Source organism: Pseudomonas sp. NY8896 (assembly GCF_039634505.1).
The window spans coordinates 2889851-2905482 of record NZ_CP132350.1; the positions used below are offsets into that span (position 1 = coordinate 2889851).

Below are 15632 nucleotides of genomic sequence, written 5' to 3' on the forward strand. Positions count from 1 at the left end.
ACAACTGTAGAGGTTCCAATGGGCAAGCTGGCGCTGTTCCTGGGTGGTTTTCTGCTACTGACCATTCTGATTGGTATTCTTGGCACCATTCCGCCAAGCTGAGTTCAACTGCTTTCCTCCTGCGCGGCCCGTCTACTTCTTACGGCGGGCCCAATCTTTAGGCAAATGGCCACTCCCCCTCTTGTTGCACGGCTGGACCAGCGGTAGGTGCAAGTCATTCTCAAGTGCAAAAGGCTCGTGTAGTCTCCCGCCGCCGCTCATTCGGCGGTCTTTTTGCCTTGGAGTCGATACATTAATGGAATGCAAGAAAGGCACTTCAGCCATGCTGGAGTGGCGTAGCCGTTTTCTCGCCGAGGGCGCGCTTGATGAGCAGGGCTATGACCAGGCTCTGCGCTATGCCGAGGCGTTGGAGCAGGCCGGAGTAGTTAGCACGCAGGAATGGATCGAGCTGGTCAAGCTGGCCAATTCGGCATTGCTGCTTGAGCGATAAGTCTTTCTTTGTGCGGGGAAATCTGTCCACAAAAAACGTGGGTAGGTCTGTGGATAAAGTGCTGCAGGCCAGGCCCACGGCGGGCTCTGTTAAATTGAGCAGAAATTGAACAGCCGTTTTTGGCTCTGTTTCAACAGCCCATGCCTGCACGGCGCAGGGCTGCCAGCAAGTCACGCACCCGCGCCGGCAGCTCGCCAGCAGGGTACACGGCATGCATCTGTGGGTCCTGGCCGCTGCTCGACGTCAGGCGGTAATGCGGGCACACCCGCACCAGGCGCCCGACGTTGACCTGCGCCTCACCGACCCAGGCGGCCAGGCGAGCGATACCGGCGCCGGCCAGGGTGCTGTGGTACACCGCATGACCCGAGCCCAGGCGCAGCCTGGGCCTGGGGCGCAGGCTGGTGATCTGGCCGTCGCGACAGAAGTGCCAGGCCTTGAGGATACGTGGCGCGGTATGCAGGATCAGCGTATGCCCCTCCAGGTCCTCTGGATGCTGCGGTGTGCCGGCCAGGGCCAGGTACGCCGGGCTGGCATACAAATGGCGCTGGTAGGGCCACAGCGGATAACCGATCAGTTCGCTCGATTGCGGGAAGGCACCGCGCACCACGAAATCGAATTTGCCCTGCAGCGGGTCGAGGGCTTCGTCGCTGCACTGTACGTCCAGGGTCACTTGAGGGTGACAGCGGGAAAACTCGGCAAGCACCTGCGGCAGCACATGTTCCCCCAGCAGTTGTGGCACGGCAAAGCGGATCCAGCCCTGGGCGCTGCCGCTTAGCGCGGCCAGTTCATCGGCAGCATCGCGTTGCACATCCAGCAAGCGTTCGGCGTGTGGCAACAGGCGCTCGCCGGCTTCGGTCAGGGTCACGGCGTTGGCGTTGCGGTTGAGCAGCTTGCTGCCGGCATTGTCTTCCAGGGTTTGCACCGCGCGCGTAACTGCACTGGGTGAGCGCCCCAGTGCACGGGCGGCGGCTACGAAGCTGCGTTTGTGCGCCACGCTGACGAACGCTTGGATTTCTCGCAACATGTCCAATGCCATTGCCTGCTCCTTGTTGCAGTTATTGCAATATGGCATTTCAACACAACGGCACCACTTTGATTAGCCTTGCGGGCGTCTTCACTGCCTGGAACCGCGTCATGATGGATATTGCTGTGCTTTGCGTGTTCGCCTTCGCCGCTGGGCTGATCGATGCCGCCGTGGGTGGCGGCGGGCTGATCCAGATCCCTGCGTTGTTCAACGTGCTGCCCACCGCGCAACCGGCGGCATTGCTCGGCAGCAACAAGCTGGCGTCGGTATGTGGCACGGCCTTCGCGGCGCGTTCGTTCATCCGCAAGGTGACGCTGGACTGGGGGTTGATCGTGCCGGCGGCACTCAGCGCCTTTGTCATGTCGTTCGCCGGAGCTGCCACAGTGTCGCTGGTGCCCTCCAGCGTGATGCGCCCGGCTGTGCTGGTGCTGATCGTGCTGATGGCCATCTACACCTTCTGCAAGAAGGACTTCGGCACCCTGCACAAGCCTGCGCGGATCGGCCGCAAGGAGCAGTGCCTGGCGGTGCTGATCGGCGGTGCGATCGGCTTTTACGATGGCCTGTTCGGCCCGGGTACCGGTAGCTTCCTGATCTTCCTGTTCATCCGCTTCTTTGCCCTGGACTTCCTGCACGCTTCGGCGTCGGCCAAGGTGGTGAACATTGCCACCAACCTGGCGGCGCTGGTGTTCTTCGTACCGACGGGCAACGTGCTGTATGCCATCGCCTTGCCGATGGCGGTGTGCAACATCCTTGGTGCGCTGACCGGTACCTGGCTGGCCGTACGCAAGGGTGCCGGCTTTGTCCGCGGGCTGTTCCTGCTGCTGTTGTGTGTGCTGATCGCCAAGCTGTCGTGGGACTTGCTGGCCGGCTAGTTCAGACCACCTGGCGCTGTGCTTCGGCCTGTTCGACGCGGTTGCGGCCGTGGGCCTTGGCCCGGTACAGCGCCTGATCGGCACTCGCCAGCAGTTCGTCCAGGCTAGGGGCTGGCATGTCGGCATCGCAGCCAGCCAGGCCGATACTCACGGTAATCTGCAAGCGTTGGTCGGCCTGCATTACATGCAGGTCCTGCACGGCGCGGCGCAGGCGTTCGGCGGTGAACTTGGCCCGCTCTGGCGCAAGGCCGGGGATGATGACCGCGAATTCCTCACCGCCCAGGCGCGCGAACAGTTCGTCGTTGTGCAACTGATCCTGCAGGGTGCCGGCGAACTGGCGCAGCACCTGGTCACCGACCGCATGGCCATGAGCATCGTTGACCGACTTGAAATGGTCGATGTCCAGCATCATCAGGGTCAGCGGGAGCGCCTGGGCGTGCTGCTGGCGGCTGTCGAGCAGCGCGTTGGCACGACGGGTGAAAGCGCTGCGGGTGAGCACGCCGGTGAGGTGATCGATGGTGGCCTGGCGCGCCAGGCGGGCCATGAGGCTGCGGTTGGCCTGGCTGACGCAGGCCACCACCAGCGGCCCTAGCACCAGCATGGCGATGCCAAGGCGAGCCGACATCAGCGTGGTGACCCCCGGTTCGCTCTGCGGCACGCTGAAGTGCATGAGGTTTTGTGCCACCGCTACGATCAGTGTGCTCCCGGCCGTGAGCGTCAGTAGTGAAACCAGGAACGGTGAATAGGTCCAGGCACACCACAGCAACGCGGCAATCGGGAAGGCAATGGCCCCAGGCCCGCCAAACGCGATGCTGAACGCCAGCGAGGCCAACAGCACCAGCAACGGTGCCAGACGGATGGGCTGTGCACCGCCACGCACCAGGGCACGCAGCGAGGGCGCTGTAAGCATTACCGGCAGCACCAGCACGCTGGTCGAGAATTGTTCGCTGAACCAGGCGAGCCAGGTGGCACGCAACGACTGTTCGAACCAGGGGGCAGCCATTACCGCTGCCATGCTGGCTGCCACCATGGCGGCGGCGGCGCAGGCGGCGAACACGCTGAGCACGCCGTGTGGGGTGCGCATGCGCCGATGCAGCCGTGGCAAGCGAGAAAGCAACTGCCAGAGGGTGACCACCACGCCAAGATTGCACAAGTTGAACCACAGGGCCGGCACCCAGGCACTGCCGCACAGCAAGTCGGCGCCGACCATGGCCAGCCACACCAGGCTGAAGCCGGTAAACGTGGCTTGGCGGGGGTAGCGCAGCAGTACGCCGGCCAGTACCGCATTCACCGGCCAGAACAGCGACAGCGATTCGATCGGGCGTGCCAGGATGCCGCCCAGGGTAAGGGCAAAGGTCAGGCAAAGCAGAAAGACATAAGGCATCAAGCGCGATTGGGCTGGAAAAACCATGAACTCGACCGGCAAGCGGAAACGAAATCCAGGACAACGCCTTGAAGCACCTGGGGCAATAACCCGCAGTGTGTTTCGTCAGGGTAGTTGATGTCAATCTGCCGCGATCGGTCGGGATAATGGCAAATTGCCGCCACTCCCTGCCGCTATCCTCAAAGCCCGAAGAACCACGGCACCATCACGATGGTTACCAGCATTACCAGTATGGTGAACGGCACGCCGATTTTGACGAAGTCGGCGAAGCGGTATTGCCCCGGACCCAGCACCAGCGTGTTGACCGGCGATGAAATAGGCGTCATGAATGCCGCCGACGCGGCCAATGCCACGGTCATCGCGAATGGGTAGGGCGACATGCCCAGCTGCGCTGCAGTGCTGACGGCCACCGGTGCCATCAGCACTGCGGTGGCGGTGTTGGAAATAAACAACCCGATCACCGCCGTGACGGCGAACAGGCAGGCAAGAATGGCGCTGGGGCCGGCACCGCCCAGTACGCTGACAAGCCCGCCCACTGCCAGGTCGATACCGCCGGTTTTCTGTAGCGCCTGGGCAAAGGGCAGCATGCCGACGATCAGCACCAGGCTTTGCCAGTGGATAGCCCGGTAGGCGCTGTTCATGTCGATGCAACGGCCCGCGCCCATCAACAGGCAGCCGATCAGCGCGGCGATGACATTGGGCACCGCGCCGCTGACCATCAGCCCGACCATCACCGCCAGGCTCAGCAACGCCTGCGGCGCACGGGTGCGGGCGGGGGCGACCAGGTCGATTTCGGCGGGCAGGCTCAGTACCAGGAAGTCTTTGGGCTTGCTTTGCAACTGGCGTACAGCCTTCCACGGGCCGACCACCAGCAAGGTGTCGCCCAGGCGCAGCTTTTCCTCCACCAGTTGCTCTTCGATGGCCGCCTGCTCACGGCGCAGGCCGACCACGTTGAGGTCATAGCGGGTGCGAAACGCCAGTTCGAGGATGCTCTTGCCGATCAGCTGCGAGCCCGGCGGTAGCGAGACCTCGGCCATGCCAAGCTCTTGGGACTGGTCGATGAAGTAGGCAGCTTTGAAGTGCAGCGGCTCCAGTTGCATGGCCTGGCATAGGCTGCGCAGGTCGTCGCGGTTGGCGAACAGGTCGAGCAGCAGCACGTCGCCCTGATGCAGCACGGTACTGGAGTCGGCAGCGATCACCCGCGTGGTGAACTTGTGCTGGCGTTCGATACCAATCACGTTGGCGCCGTGCCGGGTGCGCAGCTCCAGTTCGCCAAGGGTGTGCCCTATCAGGGGGGAATGGGGGCGGATGCGCAGGCGCCGTTCACGGCCGTTGAGCTTGTAGTCCAGCACCAGGTCCAGCAGGGTGCGGCGGCTTTCCACCCGGCCGTCCTTGCGTACCTCGCCGTTGAGCCAGTGCCGGGTCAGCAGCATGTAGCCAATGCCCAGCACCAGTACCACCAGGCCGAACGGGGTAAAGCTGAAGAAGCTGAAGCCTGCTTGGCCATTGCGTACCAGCTCGCTGTGTACCACCACGTTAGGCGGTGTGGCGACCAGGCTGAGCATGCCGCTTATGAGGCCGGCAAAGGCCAGTGGCATCATCAGGCGGCTGGGCGAAATCTGCAGGCGCGCGGCGATGCTCAGCACCACCGGGATGAAAATGGCTACCACACCGGTAGAACTCATCATCGACCCGAGCCCGGCCACGGCCACCATCAGCAGCACCAACAGGCGCGCTTCGCTGTTGCCGGCCCGCTCGCTCATCCATTCGCCGATGCGGTAGGCAATGCCGGTGCGCACCAGGCCTTCACCGATCACGAACAGGGCCGCGATCAGCACCACGTTGGGGTCGCTGAAACCGGCCAAGGCCTGTTCCACGGTGAGGATGCCAAGCAGCGGCAGGGCAAGAATCACCAGCAGCGCGACCACGTCCATGCGTGGGCGGTTGATGACGAAGAGGAAAATGACGATGGCCAGCAGGCCGAGGACCCAGAGTAGCTCTTGGTTCATGGGGAGGGGGTGTTCCTTCACACGGAGGCACGATAGACAGTAGCAGCCAGTGTGCCAGCGTGTCGTGAAGGAGGTGTTGATGTGCTGCAACCAAAAGGGCCGCTATGCGGCCCTTCATTCACGTAATCAGTGACGGTGGCGGTGGTGCTTCTTGCTGCCGCGGTTTTCGTCGCCCAGATGGTTGCCAAGGGCACCACCGGCGGCGCCGCCCAGGCCGGCACCTACGGTCGAACCGGTCTTGCCGCCTACTGCACCGCCCAGCAGCGAGCCGCCAGCCGAACCCAGGCCACCGCCGATGGCAGCTTCGGTGCGGTTGCCCTTGCGTGCACCGACAGCACTGCCGGCCGCGCCGCCAACGCCGGCGCCAATGGCCGCGCCAGTCTTGCCGCCAAGCTGTTGACCAACAACGTTGCCCAGGACACCACCCAGGCCGCCGCCAATGGCGGCAGTACCGTCACCGGCGAAAGCGCCCTGGCACAGCAGCAGGCCGAGGGCAAGGGAAGGCAGAGTCAGACGCATGATACGAACCTCAAAGGAATCATCAGGATAAGTTGCCGCGCAACGGGCGGCGGGTCAGGGCTGAAAAGACGCTTCAGCGGTAGTAGCGGTCACCGCGGTATTGCCGATTGTCATCATCGTCATCGTCGCGGTCATGCCGATGGTGGTGGCGATGGTCACGGTCGCGGTCACGCCAGCCATCGTCATCGTCGTGGTAGCGATGGCTGTGGCAACCTGCGGTCAGCAGGACAACGGCAACCAGCGAAAGGCTTGCAAGACGGGTGCTCACGATATAGGTCCTTGATCCGCATAGGTTTATGGGACACCTCCTGAGACTGGGATCGCTCCATTTGGTTTCCCGGGCGGTTAAAAAATTGTGCTGACAGCGATGAGCGGCGTGCTTGCGGGTTGCTGTTCTGTCCCGTTCGGTCATGGCCGAGCGGCCAATGCCCTTCTAAACTGTGGGGTAAGCCGCAGTCAAGACGGCAACCTGCCACACGGTGAATCACGATGATCGCCCACACCCCCACGTTGTTCGCCGCCGTTGCCCTGGTGGCAACCATCCTGGCCTTCTGCTTGCTGCTGGTCGGGCGCAGCAACCGCCGCGACAACCTGATGCTGACTGGCTGCGGGCTGCTGGTGCATGCCTTGGCTTATGTCTGCTACACCGTCTATGCCCAAGCCCCTTTGTGGCTCAGCTATGGCGTGGGCAACAGCCTGCTGTCGCTGGCCCTGGCGTTCTACACGGCCAGCTTGTTCCGGGTGCGTGAGCAGGTAGTGCCCTGGCGTGTCATCTTCGTCATACCGGCCTGCATGCTGGTGGGGCTGATGCTGCTGCTCGATACGCTGGAACCGCGCATGCTGCTGGCGACCCTGGTGCTGATGCTGCAGTGCGCGATGATCTTGTATTGGGCGTGGCGTTATGCCGAGCGGCCGGGCAGGGCCCATCTGTTGCTGGAGATTGGCGCGTTGATCAGCCTGGTGGGCCTGGGTATGCGTGTGGTGGCGGTGGCCAATGGCACGGCGGTGGAAATGCGCTATGACACCAGCAACCTCAAACAGAGCATTTCTGTGGCCATCGGCACCGCCACGGTGATGATGTACTCGATCGGCTTGGTGCTCCTGGCCAAGGAGCGTAGCGAATCGCGCCTGCAGCACCTCGCTCTGCGTGATGTGCTGACCGGTACCTACAATCGCCGGGCGATCCTCGAACGCTTCGGCGTCGAACTGGACCGTGCACGCGATCAGCAGGGCAGTCTGGCGGTGGCGATGATCGACATTGACCATTTCAAACGCATCAATGACCTGTATGGGCATCTGGCTGGCGATGAGGTGTTATGCCACTGCGTGCGCCAGTTGCAGCAGCGCCTGCGCCAGGGTGACAGCCTTGGTCGTTACGGCGGCGAAGAGTTTCTGTTGCTGTTGCCCGGCACCGACCGCACCGGTGCAATGGCCGCCCTGCAAGGGCTGCGCGAGGCCATTGCGCGCAGCCCGGCGCGTTTTGCCGGTGACCAGATCGAACTGCGTTTCAGCGTAGGCCTGTGGTGCGGCGTGCCGTGCCCAGGGGACAGTACTGCCAGCTTGCTGGCCCAGGCCGATGCGGCGCTGTACCAGGCCAAGGCCGCTGGGCGCAACACGGTGCACATGGCGGCATTGGTCGAGGCGAGTTGACTGTACGCAACCGTTCACGCGCGCTACCCGGCAATGCTAGAGTCGCCTTCTTTTTTACCTTGAGGATGGAACATGCGTGCGATTCTGCCGATGGCCGCGGCGCTGATGCTGGTCGGTTGTGCTTCTGCGACCATGGAGACGGCACGCGGCGGCAAGCCGATGGCGCAGCTCGACTCGCACAAGGCGCCAGAGTTGGTTGCCCAGTGCATCCAGTTCAGCTGGCAGGAAGAGAAGGTGTTCGGTGACGACGCCAGTGGCTACCTGGAGCCGCGCAAGCAGGGTGGGTTCACTGTGTATACCCGTGAGGCCGAGGCGTTCGTGGACGTTTACCCGCAGGCGGGTGGGGCGACGGTGGATTACTACGCGCAGAAGAACGACGGGGTGGCATTGCAGCGGCGGGCGGCTGCGGCGACCTGTTTGTAACGGCTTGAACCGATTCTGCGAGAACGACTTTTACAATTTTTAGCAAGGCAGTGGTGTCCTGGAGGTGCAGGTGACGGCTAGCATGAGCCGCTACCACTCAAGGAAGACACCATGGACCGTTCACTGCAACTCAACCGCGTCAGCTGGGACGAACGTGCCCCGCTGCACGCCGCGTCGAAGGACTACGAAGTCGAACGCCTGGTCCAGCAACCTGGGCACCTGTCTGAAACCGTGCGCTTCGACCTGCCATTGCTCGGCGATATCGAGGGGCTCGACGCTGTCCACTTGCAGTGCCACATCGGCACCGACACGCTCTCGCTGGCGCGCCTTGGTGCCAAGGTTTGCGGCCTGGATTACTCCGCGGCTTCGCTGGCCGAGGCGCGGGCATTGGCCGGGCGTTGCGCGGTGCCCATCGACTATGTCGAATCCGACGTCTATGCCGCCGACCAGGTACTGCCGGCAGGTACTTTCGACCTGGTCTATACCGGCATTGGCGCGCTCTGCTGGCTGCCCCGCATCGAGCCATGGGCACGCACCGTCGCAGCCCTGCTCAAACCGGGCGGGCGGCTGTTCTTGCGCGATGGGCACCCAATGTTGATGGCTGTCAACGAAGACCACCAGGACCGACTGCAGCTGGAATACCCGTACTTCGAGCACGAAGCGCCGACGGTGTGGCACAACGACCAGACCTACGTCGAAACCGAGCAACGCCTGGCCCACACCGAAACCCACGAATGGAACCACGGCTTGGGTGAGGTGATCACTGCCTTGCTGGCCCACGGCCTGCAGCTGACTGCGTTGGTCGAGCACCAGAGCATCCCCTGGGAGGCGCTGCCAGGGCAGATGGTCAAGGGCGACGACGGTGAGTATCGCCTGCGCGAGCAGCCCGCACGCCTGCCCCTGAGCTACACCCTGGTGGCGGTAAAGGCTTGATCAGGACAGGAAGCCACCGTCGACATTGAGCGCGGTACCGGTGGTGTAGCTGGAGGCATCGCTGGCCAAGTACAGCACTGCGCCGGCCATTTCCTTGGGGTCGGCCACGCGCTTGAGCGGGATCTGCTGCAAGGCGGCATTGAGGATGGCGTCGTTCTTCACCAGTGCCGAAGCGAACTTGGTATCGGTCAGGCCAGGCAGCAGGGCGTTGCAGCGAATGCCGAACGGCGCGCATTCTTTGGCGAACACCTTGGTCATGTTGATGACTGCCGCCTTGGTCACCGAATAGATACCCTGGAAAAGCCCAGGCGAAACCCCGTTGATCGACGCCACGTTGATGATGCTGCCGCCGCCGTTCTCGCGCATCAGCTTGCCGGCCTCCACCGACATGAAGAAGTAACCACGGATGTTCACGTCCACGGTCTTCTGGAACGCTCCTGGGTCGGTGTCCAGCACGTTACAGAACTGCGGGTTGGTGGCGGCGTTGTTGACCAGCACGTCCAGGCGCCCGAACTGTTCGCGAATGCCGGCGAACACCTGCTGGATCTGCTCCAGTTCACCAATGTGGCAGGCCACTGCCGTGGCCTTGCCGCCGGCGGCGATGATGGCGTCGGCCACCTGTTGGCAACCGTCGAGCTTGCGACTGGAAACGATCACGTGGGCCCCTTGCTGCGCCAGCAAGTGGGCGATGGCCTCGCCGATGCCTCGGCTGGCGCCGGAAACAAAAGCAATCTTGCCGTCGAGGTCGAACAGGTGGGTTTTGGACATGCTGTTTTCCTTGTTATCCGTCGTCGTGGCGGTGCTCAGAGGCTGGACTTGGCGATGACCTGCAGGGACATTTGCTCCAGCAAGCGGTTCATGTGGATGAACTGGGCGAAACGTTTGTCCTGGGTCTGGCCGTGGTAAAAGCGGTAGTAGATTTGCTGGACGATGCCCGCCAGGCGGAACAGGCCATAGCAATAGTAGTAATCGAAGTTGTCCAGGCGGATACCGGCGCGCTCGGCGTAGTAGTCGACGAACTGGCGGCGGCTGAGCATGCCCGGCGCGTTGCTTGGCTGGCGGCGCATCAGTTGCACCGGCGCTGGGTCGTCGGCTTCGATCCAATAGGCCAGGCTGTTGCCCAGGTCCATCAGCGGGTCGCCCAGGGTGGCCATTTCCCAGTCCAGCACGCCGATGATGCGCATGGGGTTGTCGGCGTCGAGGATCACGTTGTCGAAACGGTAGTCGTTGTGCACGATGCCGGGGCGCGGGTGATCGGCGGGCATTTTTTCCTGTAGCCAGGCGGTGACCTTTTCCCAGCGCGGCGCATCCGGGGTCAGGGCCTTTTCATAGCGGCTGGTCCAGCCCTCGATCTGACGCTGCACATAGCCTTCCGGTTTACCGAGGTCTGCCAGGCCGCAGGCGTTGTAGTCCACCTGGTGCAGCTCGACCAGGCGGTCGATGAAGCTTTTGCACAGGGCTTCGGTACGGCTGGGGTCGAGGTTCAGTTCGGCCGGGATGTCCGAGCGCAGGATGATGCCCTTGACCCGCTCCATCACATAGAACTCGCCGCCGATCAGGCTGCTGTCGGTGCAGTGCACATAGGCCTTGGGGCAGTAGGGGAAGCCGCTGTTCAGTTGGTTGAGGATACGGAACTCGCGCCCCATGTCGTGCGCCGACTTGGCTTTCTGGCCGAACGGTGGTCGTCGCAGCACGAAGTCGCGGCCTGGGTAGCTGACAAGGTAGGTAAGGTTGGAGGCGCCGCCAGGGAACTGGCTGATGCTCGGCAAGCCGTCCAGGCCAGGGATGTTGGCCTTCAGATAAGGGGCGATGACGGCCGCGTCGAGTTCTTCGCCGGGGCGTACCTGGGTGGACTGGTCGGTGAGCGTCATGCGTTTTCCTTATTTTCGATCGCAAGGACTATTGGCTAATCTAATGGCCTGCCGAGGCTGGAACAAGCATGCCAGTTGCCATATAGATGAGGGTGTTGCTGGTGGATCACTGCATCGAATGCAGGGCAAAAAAAAACCGAAGCCGGTCAGGCTTCGGTTTTTCGATCATCCGGTTTGCCCAGCCTTCAGGACGGGAACAGCTCGCTGAGCTTCATCGACAGCATCATGTCGCCTTCAACGCGCAGCTTGCCGCCCATGAAGGCCTGCATGCCGTCGGTTTCGCCGCTGACGATACCTTTCAGGGTTTCGCTGTCCATCACCAGGGTGCAGTTGGCATCCGGGTTTTCGCCTTCCTGCAGGTCGCAGGTGCCGTCTTTGACGATCAGCGCGTATTTCTTGCCTTCGTCGGTGATGTCGAAGCCGAACACCAGGTCCAGGCCGGCGGCAGCGGCTGGGTTGAACTTCTCTTGCATCTTCTTAACGGCATCAGCTACGGAGGTCATGGCGCATTCCTTATAGAGTGATTTACACGTCCCCGCAGGGACACAACAAGCCGGGCTTATCGGTAAGTGACAAGCTCCGGCGCCTTCAACAGCTGCACATGGGCCTGGCTGTTGAAGGAAGCCAGTGCCACGTCGCGGCCGCGAAACTTCAACTGGCTGAGCGACGTGTTGATGATCTGCCAGTTCAGCGTGAACGCCTGACTGGGGGTGATACGGGTAACCAGGTGGAGCAGGGCGGCAATGGTACCGCCCGAGGTGAAGATGGCGATATTGTCGCCGCTGCCGGCGGCATCCAGTACGCGTTGCAGGCCACCTTGAACGCGGGCGGTGAACGCCTGCCAGGTTTCCAGGCCATCGTCGACATGTTCGCCATCGTGCCAGCGCTGGACCATCAGCGCGAACAGGCGCTGGAACTCGCTGCGGTGCTGCGCGGCATTGCGCAGTACCTGCAAGGCATTAGGCTCGTCCGGCAACAGTGCGGGCAATAGGGCACGGATCACGCCGTCGGCATCGAACTCATTGAATGCGGCGTCGGTCTCAACAGCCGGCACTGGGCAACCATTGGCGTGCAGTGCCTGCAGCGCCAGGCGGGCGGTATCCTGTTGGCGGCGCAGGTCGCCTGCTACGCAGCGATCCAGCCGTATACCCAACTGGGCCAGGTGTTCACCCAGGGCCTGGCTTTGGCGCACGCCCACGGGCGAGAGGACGTCGTAGTCATCGGCACCGAAGGAGGCTTGGCCATGTCGGATCAGGTAGAGGTTGCCCACGAAAGGTTCCGGCCTGTTGGAGGTTGCTGCGAGGTTAGGATGCGGCACTCAGGCTGTCAACGAAAAAACATACAAGCGTTTGAAAAGGTTGTTTGAAAGATGTTGCCAGCGTTTACACCGGCTGGCAGCACTACAGACGCAACGGTATGCTTGCAACAGTTACGCGCCGCATTGGCGCAGGCATTCAAGGAGTCAACGTGGAGTTTCTTGCCAACTGTCCTTGATCTCGGGTAAAGCCAAGCAGCACGGGGCTTCCACCCAAAATGTCCATCCTTACCGCTGAATCCAGTGTCACAAATCGTCCCAACGTGTCACAAATCGCAGTGCCCTACGTCTACCGTAGAGCCTCTGGGCGCTATCACCTTCGAGTTCGCCTCAAGGGCTGCCACACCTCCTGCACGATCTCGCTCAAGACCACCAATCGACCTGCTGCCATGACAACTGCCAAGCACCTGCTTCAGACCCTCAAAGCGTTCCACCTCGACAACCCAGAGGCATCTTGGGGGGAACTACGGGATAACCTTCGGGACATCGCTGAGGAAGCCTTGGGCAACCCACAAGGCGAAGCCTATGGGCTGGTCCTGTCTGAGGTCTCCGAGAACCTCGCTCAGATAGCCGAGACGATGCCCATGAGGTTAGCCCAAGCGCAGGCCGTTCTGATGGCTCAGAGGGTTCTGGAGGCTGCTCAAGGGCGGCACAGCGGAGACCTGAGAGAGCTGGTCGAGCTGCTCAATGGGGACCTGAAGGGACCTATAGGCAGTGTTAATCAAGTAGGAGATGTCGATAGTCGTGAGCCTGTGCCTGTCCCTGTCCCTATCTGTAAGTCGCTCTCCACGGACAGCTCTACGACCACATTCCAGTCCCTCTACGAAGCCTTCAAGGCTGAGCGTGGCGGGGACAAGTCGGCCAATACCTTGAAGAACTGGAAGAGCAGCACCAGCACCATCGTTGCGCACCTCAGGGACACCGATATGTCCAAGCACACAAGGGCAACCTTTGTGGGCCTTCGTGATGCTCTCTTGGCTGATGGTCGTAAGCCATCCTCTGTTAACAAGGTCATGACCCATGCCTCCACTGTCATTGGCTGGGCTGTGGCTACGGGTCTCATTGAGCGTGACTACTCCAAGAAGCTGACTATCACCAAAGGGGCGGATAGCGACCGCACAGCCTTCACTGGGGACCACCTAAAGGCTCTCCATGACTGGGCAATGGGCAACCTTGGGAACGACTGGAAAGCATCTGTCATTGCCCTTGGGGTTGCCACCGGGGCACGCATTGGAGAGATTCACCAGCTCACCGGCAGTGACATCTATGAGGATGGCGGTCACTGGGTCATGGACATCAACGACAAGGACGGGAAGACCCTCAAGAACTCATTCAGTCGTCGCACAGTGCCACTGCTGGGAATCCCAGAGGACCACCTTGAGAAACTCTCGCAGACCCAAGGGCGGTTGTTCACTCAGTCCAAGAGTGGCTTCGATCAACTCACCAATCAGATGATCCGAGACCTGCTGGGCACTAAGACCGGGGGAGGGCTGTCGTTCCACTCGTTGAGGCACTCTATGGCGTCCGATCTGAAGGCCGCTGGCGTGTCTGTGGGGATCGTCCAGGCCATCTTGGGGCACAGCTCTGGGTCACTTGCATTCGATGTCTACGGGGGCAATGCGGCTGCTTCGAGGGGCCTTATGGTCGAGGCGCTGGGGATGATTCGATAACGGGGCGCGTCTCAGGGAGCACCACAAAGACCTAAATGCCGGATTACAGAGGGCTCCTAAGCGGCTCTCCTTGAAGTGCTTGTGGAGGCGTTCCGTTTAGATATCCGTTAAAATCAAATTGCCATCAAGCCAGACTAATAGGTAAGCTGCTTGTACAGGGAAGTGAAAGCGCCTCAAAAGGTTTTTCTTAAGATGCTTCGCGCCCATGTTGAAAGAAAACTTAAGAATTGTAGGTCGATCAATGAATGCAAGGGAAATAGTTTGTGCGGCAATCCTGGTGCTCCCTGTGGTGGCGTTGGGGGGGCAGGTTGAAGATGAGTTGTATGGGCTAACTAAAAAGACAAGCTCTAACTTCTGCTTTATCACTATACAGAACGACTCTGCGAAAAGTGATGCATTAAATCATTTGAGGATTAGCCCGTCTTCAGTATGTGAGTGCACGTCAATTGAAACAGCTAACGCGATGCAAGCTAATCCGCATTATCATGCCTACCTCAGGAATCTAATTAGAAACGCCAACATTCAGCAAGGTCAGCCACCATCGTTTGAGTACAGTCCAGATCAAGATGTTGCAGTGGCGGAGTATACCAAGGTGTTTAATAATTCTTGGGTTAATTGTGTGACTCGCTTAAAAAAGAGCTGAAGCGCAAGGCTTGAGCTTAAAGCTGTTTCGTAAGTAGGTGTCGTAAAAACCCTCACTATGGCTGCACGTTCGCAGCGGCCATATGAGGACCACTATCATGACCCTGCTCACCCAACCCGGACCATTACACCGCCACGTCGATCACGAAACCGGCACCATCCTTCACATTGACCCAATCACTGGCGAGGTCATCCGCCGCAAGGACATGGTACGACCCGCAAACCTCGAAGCCCAGTATCAGGCATGGGCCGCTGAGCGTCGTGCCGATGAGTCCCTCTCTGAGGACCAACAGAAAGCCGCCAAGGGCCTGACCAACGGCACCCAAGGGCAACCCCAAGAGACCCCAAGCGATGAACCCAAGCGAGGCCGTGGACGCCCAAAGGCCACCTTCGCTAACCCTGTCGCAGCCTACATGCACCTCCTTGCGATTCCCGATCCGCTGCCATGGGTAGACGACATCATTACCGGGTCAATCATCACCAGTGCCGGAGTCACCAACGGAAAGATCAACGTCAAGGCACGAGCGGTCATCGGTGCGTTGTTCCTTTCGGAGATCACAGCGGACGCCTGTAAGACCAATGAGTATTCCTTGAGGACCGCCCAGCGAATCGCCAAGGCTGCTCGACACGCTGCCCATGGGATCGCTTCGTATGTCGAGAGACACCCAGACATCAAGGCTGAGATTGTGGCTGAGGTAGGCGCAGAGGCTCTATTCCGGGGCTTAGCGACTTAACGCCGGATAATATAAAGAAAATCTCAACGACCATCTTCAGGTCAAAGCATCGACCAGACCCAGAGGGAGAGGGGTTGTTAATTACAACTCCCCTCA

General features: G+C 61.0%; 17 protein-coding genes. 8 read left to right on the forward strand and 9 right to left on the reverse strand.

From position 1 onward, the window contains the following. Window positions 1-295: 295 nt before the first annotated feature. Window positions 296-490 (forward strand): hypothetical protein, encoded by a 195-nt coding sequence (locus Q9451_RS12985; RefSeq protein ID WP_012273176.1) that lies wholly within the window; start codon window positions 296-298, stop codon window positions 488-490. Window positions 491-620: 130 nt separating this feature from the next. Here Q9451_RS12985 and Q9451_RS12990 read toward each other — a convergent pair whose 3' ends face one another. After that, on the reverse strand, window positions 621-1526 hold the full coding sequence (locus tag Q9451_RS12990; protein ID WP_012273175.1) for a LysR family transcriptional regulator: 906 nt from the start codon (window positions 1524-1526) through the stop codon (window positions 621-623). A gap of 98 nt (window positions 1527-1624) precedes the next feature. Here Q9451_RS12990 and Q9451_RS12995 point away from each other — a divergent pair, with 98 nt between their 5' ends. Beyond that, on the forward strand, window positions 1625-2386 hold the full coding sequence (locus Q9451_RS12995) for a TSUP family transporter (RefSeq protein WP_012273174.1): 762 nt from the start codon (window positions 1625-1627) through the stop codon (window positions 2384-2386). A gap of 1 nt (window position 2387) precedes the next feature. Here Q9451_RS12995 and Q9451_RS13000 read toward each other — a convergent pair whose 3' ends face one another. The 4 genes from Q9451_RS13000 to Q9451_RS13015 all read right to left on the reverse strand — a co-directional run bounded on the left by Q9451_RS13000 (window position 2388) and on the right by Q9451_RS13015 (window position 6566). Further along, entirely contained in the window at window positions 2388-3812 is a 1425-nt protein-coding gene (locus Q9451_RS13000) for a GGDEF domain-containing protein (protein WP_041166545.1), read from the reverse strand. Window positions 3813-3949: 137 nt separating this feature from the next. Then, a complete protein-coding gene (locus Q9451_RS13005) occupies window positions 3950-5779 on the reverse strand; it encodes an SLC13 family permease (RefSeq protein ID WP_012273172.1) in 1830 nt (609 codons plus the stop codon). Window positions 5780-5905: 126 nt separating this feature from the next. Beyond that, window positions 5906-6298: a glycine zipper domain-containing protein gene (locus Q9451_RS13010; protein WP_012273171.1), complete on the reverse strand. Its 393-nt coding sequence runs from the start codon at window positions 6296-6298 to the stop codon at window positions 5906-5908. A 73-nt stretch (window positions 6299-6371) separates the two neighbouring features. Continuing rightward, on the reverse strand, window positions 6372-6566 hold the full coding sequence (locus Q9451_RS13015; RefSeq protein WP_041166544.1) for a hypothetical protein: 195 nt from the start codon (window positions 6564-6566) through the stop codon (window positions 6372-6374). 221 nt (window positions 6567-6787) lie between these two features. On the opposite strand from Q9451_RS13015, the gene Q9451_RS13020 reads away from it, so the two are divergent. The 3 genes from Q9451_RS13020 to Q9451_RS13030 all read left to right on the forward strand — a co-directional run bounded on the left by Q9451_RS13020 (window position 6788) and on the right by Q9451_RS13030 (window position 9304). Continuing rightward, on the forward strand, window positions 6788-7948 hold the full coding sequence (locus tag Q9451_RS13020) for a diguanylate cyclase (RefSeq protein ID WP_012273170.1): 1161 nt from the start codon (window positions 6788-6790) through the stop codon (window positions 7946-7948). 72 nt (window positions 7949-8020) lie between these two features. Next, window positions 8021-8371 (forward strand): hypothetical protein, encoded by a 351-nt coding sequence (locus Q9451_RS13025; RefSeq protein WP_012273169.1) that lies wholly within the window; start codon window positions 8021-8023, stop codon window positions 8369-8371. 111 nt (window positions 8372-8482) lie between these two features. Next, window positions 8483-9304: a class I SAM-dependent methyltransferase gene (locus tag Q9451_RS13030; RefSeq protein ID WP_012273168.1), complete on the forward strand. Its 822-nt coding sequence runs from the start codon at window positions 8483-8485 to the stop codon at window positions 9302-9304. On the opposite strand, the gene Q9451_RS13035 is transcribed toward Q9451_RS13030, so the two are convergent. The 4 genes from Q9451_RS13035 to Q9451_RS13050 form a co-directional block, all read right to left on the reverse strand. Next, window positions 9305-10072: an SDR family oxidoreductase gene (locus Q9451_RS13035; protein WP_012273167.1), complete on the reverse strand. Its 768-nt coding sequence runs from the start codon at window positions 10070-10072 to the stop codon at window positions 9305-9307. It abuts the gene before it with no gap. Window positions 10073-10107: 35 nt separating this feature from the next. Further along, window positions 10108-11175: a phosphotransferase family protein gene (locus tag Q9451_RS13040; RefSeq protein WP_012273166.1), complete on the reverse strand. Its 1068-nt coding sequence runs from the start codon at window positions 11173-11175 to the stop codon at window positions 10108-10110. 185 nt (window positions 11176-11360) lie between these two features. Further along, window positions 11361-11678 carry an SCP2 sterol-binding domain-containing protein gene (locus tag Q9451_RS13045; RefSeq protein ID WP_012273165.1) on the reverse strand — a complete coding sequence of 106 codons (318 nt, stop codon included), beginning with the start codon at window positions 11676-11678 and terminating at the stop codon, window positions 11361-11363. A gap of 56 nt (window positions 11679-11734) precedes the next feature. Further along, on the reverse strand, window positions 11735-12445 hold the full coding sequence (locus Q9451_RS13050) for a histidine phosphatase family protein (protein WP_012273164.1): 711 nt from the start codon (window positions 12443-12445) through the stop codon (window positions 11735-11737). A 434-nt stretch (window positions 12446-12879) separates the two neighbouring features. On the opposite strand from Q9451_RS13050, the gene Q9451_RS13055 reads away from it, so the two are divergent. The 3 genes from Q9451_RS13055 (at window position 12880) to Q9451_RS13065 (ending at window position 15536) form a co-directional block, all read left to right on the forward strand. After that, entirely contained in the window at window positions 12880-14160 is a 1281-nt protein-coding gene (locus Q9451_RS13055) for a tyrosine-type recombinase/integrase (RefSeq protein WP_054903458.1), read from the forward strand. Window positions 14161-14365: 205 nt separating this feature from the next. Beyond that, window positions 14366-14803 carry a hypothetical protein gene (locus tag Q9451_RS13060; RefSeq protein WP_135192339.1) on the forward strand — a complete coding sequence of 146 codons (438 nt, stop codon included), beginning with the start codon at window positions 14366-14368 and terminating at the stop codon, window positions 14801-14803. Window positions 14804-14900: 97 nt separating this feature from the next. Next, window positions 14901-15536 carry a hypothetical protein gene (locus Q9451_RS13065; RefSeq protein WP_054903457.1) on the forward strand — a complete coding sequence of 212 codons (636 nt, stop codon included), beginning with the start codon at window positions 14901-14903 and terminating at the stop codon, window positions 15534-15536. The last annotated feature ends 96 nt before the right edge of the window (window positions 15537-15632 follow it).